Origin of the sequence: Kitasatospora sp. NPDC057542, from assembly GCF_042801945.1 — a bacterium.
Lineage (GTDB): Bacteria > Actinomycetota > Actinomycetes > Streptomycetales > Streptomycetaceae > Kitasatospora.
The window spans coordinates 1-3788 of the sequence record NZ_JBHVFE010000656.1 but is presented as its reverse complement, the minus strand read 5'-3'; the positions used below and the strand labels follow the sequence as shown (position 1 = coordinate 3788).

Below are 3788 nucleotides of genomic sequence, written 5' to 3'. Positions count from 1 at the left end.
GTCGGCCAGGCGGCTGGTGCGGCGCTGGTAGCGCTCCACGACGCCGGGAACCTGCTCGCGGAACGTCTGCCGCCGGCAGCCGAGCACCGGGCACGTCAGACGCCGCAGCCTCACCGAGACGACGACCCGCCGTCCGTCCATCGGCACGTCCGCGACCCTCCGCCCGTGGAAACCGTGCACCTGCCCTGTCGGCGTCTCACACACGGGGCACGGCACCGGATCATCCCGGGTCCGCGCCGTCACCCGGATCAGATCGCCCTCGTCCGCCACATCCTCGATGACCAACGCCGACAACCCCGAAAACACCACGCTCACAGACTCGTTGACACCTCGCACACCATGCCAACGACGCCCGTCACCCTTCGTTACCACCGATTACGGGACAGAGCCGTTGGCTGGACAAACCCCGTACCGCGGACCGGTTCACCAAGACATCCTCTTGAGTCTGTGACCGTTCCGCGTAGGTCGGGCGGATTGTGCGTGCACTGTTCTACGCCGGGGTCCTGTCGATCCGGAGCGGCAAATCTGACGCTATGCTGTGCGGCGGTCTACGGACCGTATCAGGGGGAATGGGGGAGGACCATGGGGAGTGATGGTACCGGGACGGGGTTCAGTGCCCACCCGGAGAAGCTTGGGGACGCGGGTGACCGCTTGGTCTCGGCCAGCGGGGATGTGGGTGGCGTCAAGGAGATCCTGGGCAAGCTGAACATGTCCGACCCTGCCGTCCTCGGTGAGTATGCGGGTGATGCGGCGAAGGCGTTCTGGCAGGCCTGGCAGGACGAACTCCAGGTGAACGTTGACGCGCTGTCAGACCTCGGCGGCAGGGTGCACACTACTGCGGCCAACTATGCCAAGACGGACCACGGCGTCCAGCAGCAGTACCAGCAGCAGGGGGCCTGACCGTGCCGGACCATGATGCGCATCCGCTCGGTGAGAAGCCCGGCAGCCAGCGACAGCAGGTAGAGAAGCTGAAGAAGACGATCGACGAGTCCCACGGCATGTGGGGTGCCGGCGATCTCAAGTACGCGGTGCACGATGCCCTGCAGCTGCCCGTGCCCAAGGGCGACTCCGGCAAGCTGGGCGAACTCGCCGCCGCGTACAACACGGCGAGCAGCCAGCTGGACCAGATCCAGGTGAAGGTGGCGCAGGTCAGCTCGCAGCACCTGCCGGACGCCTGGACCGGGCAGGTCGGGGAGAAGGCGGCCGAGGTTGTCAAGGCCTCCGCCGACGACCTGACGCGCTGCCGCGACGTGCTGGGCAAGGGCCGGGACCAGCTCAAGGCGCTGGCCACCGCGCTGAGCGAGGCGCAGAACCTGCACGGGCAGGGCCACGCTCCGCTGAGCGAGGCGCTGAAGCTGCTGCACGACATCACCGTCGTCGGTGCGCCGGACCCGTTCAACTGGGATGACGACAAGATGCACACCGCCCACGCCAAGGCGAAGGAGGGCATCAAGTCGATCTTCGACGCCGCGGTGAAGGCCGAGAGCGCGGGCCGCGCCGCGGCCCGGGAGCTGAACGCGCTGGCGGGCAAGGCGCTGGCCGCGCGCTTTAAGAACAAGGGCCTCGGCGCCGCCGACAAACTGGTCATCGCCGATGCGGCCGTCAACGGCAACCAGGACTACGGCGGCATCCTCACCGCCAATGACGTGACCCGAGCGGGCCAGTTCATGGACAAGATGAGCGACGCCGACCGGGCCCGCTTCGACCAGCTGCTGGCCGGCAGCAAGTCCCCCGAGGAGCGCGCCTACCTGATGAAGGCGCTCGCCGCCGGACACGGCTACGACGAGATCAAGGCCTTCGACGACCTGATCCACGAGCACGCCGACAACCCCGGCTGGCTGGCCGAGCGCATCTCCCCGGTGCAGATCGAGGCGGCCTCCACCCAGATGGCGGGGACGGGCTACAAGGGCGTCAACTGGGACCAGGGCCAGCATGAGACGTGCGTAGCGGCGTCGACGGTGACCGCCCGGGCGATGGTCGACCCGCTGTTCGCCTTCCAGCTCACCACCGGCGGCCACCCGGACGACCCGGCGTACGACAACGGCAAAGCCTCATTCGAGCGGTGGGAGAAGGAAACCAACCGGCTCTACGACACCCGCACCTGGATGCACCTGGGGAAGGGCGGGATGTTCGACTGGGAATCCAAGAACATCGCCAACGACGAGATCGCCGCGCACACCGGCGCGGAGTACCACACCGTGGACCTCGACAGCCGCGACAAGCGCCAGAACGCCCTGGCCGAGATCGAGCAGAAGGTCGACGAAGGCAAGCCCGTCCCGTTGTCCGTCCACGGCGGAACCCTGCTCGACCCCCACGGCCACGTGATGATGATCATCGGGCACCGGGGCGACCAGCTGGAGATCTACAACCCCTGGGGCTACACCGTCTGGGTCAGTGAGAGCGACTTCATCAACAACCACATGGCGGGCGCCTCCGACGACAGGCACCCCGATGTCCGAAGCGTCCGCATGCCCAAGTGAGGCCCGAGTTGAACACCCCACAACCCCAGAGCGACAGCCAGCTCGCCGAGCTGGACGTCGAAATCCTGCTGCGCTTCGGCCTGCCGGCTCCGGGACCGCACCGCTCCGCGCTGTTCGGCGACGGCGCGGTGGCTGCCGCGATCACCGTCGACCGACTCGGCGTGATGCCGCGCGCCCTGGTCTTCCTCGGCGAGGTGGTGCGTTCCGGTGGCACCCGCTTCGCGGCCGCACTGCCCGAGCCGCTGCCCGGCCCGGCGGCCGCAGTGGCGCGCGGCTGGCTTCAGACAGCCGCCATGGTCGTACAGGACCCGACGGGGGACCAGCTGGTCGCCCGCTGGTTCGACGCGGTCGCCGCTGTGCTGGCGCTGCGCGTCACTCACCGAGAGGCAACCTCGTGAGGAGGCGGTGGCGCCGAGTCCTGCTGACAGTGGCCGTACTGCTGGCTGTCGCAGCCACCGTAGGCGCGGTGACCATCCACTGGATGACCACCGGCAAACTCGACCACGGCACCGTGTTCAGTCAGACCTCGGGACAGCTCACCGTCAAGCCCGGCGAGCTGTTCTCGATCGAGGTGTTCGCCTACCAGGACGCGGGCGACATCTGGACCATGGCCAGCCCCGCCCCCGACCCGGCCATCGTGCAGGCCGCCGGCGACGAGTACGTCGACAACTTCGGCGTCAAGGACCTGCCCGGCTTCGGTGGGAACGGAGCGCTCGGTACGGGCGGCCACTACTACTTCACCTTCCGCGCCCAAAGTCCCGGCCGCACCACCATTACCGTGCACGTCAGGTTCCGCGACCAGGCAGGCGGGACGTTCTCCGGCGGGCCTGACCAGACCAAGCGCCAGTTCACGATCGATGTCCGCTGATCCAAGTGGAGACTCCATGATCGGCGCGGGACTCCTCGACGGCGACTGGGTCACCGTCCGCTGCCAGGCCGTGGCCGAGAGCGGAGACATCGTGGCCGCGCGTCATCACCCAGAAGATGCCCGGCGACGTCGCCAGGCGGCTGTACGCCGCACGCGACGCCGGAGCCACCCAGGCCCAGCAGGAAGCGATCCTCGCCGAGGCGCTGCGCGAGCACTACTTCCAGGACCGCGGGCACCGCGCCCGCGGCCTCGATGTCGAGCTGAACGACGTGGCGTGGATGGATCTGGAGGGCATCTAGCCTCTCCAACGGCCTCCGTGTCGCCGAAACGAATATCCCGGCTGCTCCTGAGAGGACGTTAAGTCCCCTTTCTCTCGGTTCGTGATCGCCCGTTCGTGTGAACGTCGGCCGTACTGGCGTGCCAGTCGGGGCCCGGGTGAT

6 protein-coding genes and 1 pseudogene are annotated in these 3788 nt (G+C 68.1%); 6 read left to right on the top strand and 1 reads right to left on the bottom strand.

Going from position 1 to position 3788, the window contains the following annotated elements:
* Nucleotides 1-306: transposase family protein (locus tag ACFU7Y_RS41600; RefSeq protein ID WP_380771609.1), on the bottom strand; the 306-nt coding region annotated here is incomplete at its 3' end.
* Nucleotides 307-672: 366 nt separating this feature from the next.
* Here ACFU7Y_RS41600 and ACFU7Y_RS41595 point away from each other — a divergent pair.
* The 6 genes and pseudogenes from ACFU7Y_RS41595 to ACFU7Y_RS41570 all read left to right on the top strand — a co-directional run bounded on the left by ACFU7Y_RS41595 (nucleotide 673) and on the right by ACFU7Y_RS41570 (nucleotide 3647).
* On the top strand, nucleotides 673-900 hold the full coding sequence (locus ACFU7Y_RS41595; RefSeq protein ID WP_380771608.1) for a hypothetical protein: 228 nt from the start codon (nucleotides 673-675) through the stop codon (nucleotides 898-900).
* Between the two features lie 2 nt (nucleotides 901-902).
* Nucleotides 903-2480 (top strand): peptidoglycan-binding protein, encoded by a 1578-nt coding sequence (locus ACFU7Y_RS41590; protein ID WP_380771606.1) that lies wholly within the window; start codon nucleotides 903-905, stop codon nucleotides 2478-2480.
* An 8-nt stretch (nucleotides 2481-2488) separates the two neighbouring features.
* Nucleotides 2489-2878 carry a hypothetical protein gene (locus tag ACFU7Y_RS41585; RefSeq protein WP_380771604.1) on the top strand — a complete coding sequence of 130 codons (390 nt, stop codon included), beginning with the start codon at nucleotides 2489-2491 and terminating at the stop codon, nucleotides 2876-2878.
* A gap of 68 nt (nucleotides 2879-2946) precedes the next feature.
* Nucleotides 2947-3348, top strand: a complete 402-nt coding sequence (locus ACFU7Y_RS41580) for a protease inhibitor I42 family protein (RefSeq protein WP_380771602.1) — start codon at nucleotides 2947-2949, stop codon at nucleotides 3346-3348.
* A pseudogene (locus ACFU7Y_RS41575) lies at nucleotides 3338-3448 on the top strand (LexA family protein); the annotation flags it as partial. The gene ACFU7Y_RS41580 and the pseudogene ACFU7Y_RS41575, both read left to right, overlap by 11 nt.
* A gap of 16 nt (nucleotides 3449-3464) precedes the next feature.
* The gene (locus ACFU7Y_RS41570) at nucleotides 3465-3647 is read left to right on the top strand and encodes a hypothetical protein (protein WP_380771611.1); all 183 of its coding nucleotides are present in this window, start codon (nucleotides 3465-3467) and stop codon (nucleotides 3645-3647) included.
* Nucleotides 3648-3788: the final 141 nt, after the last annotated feature.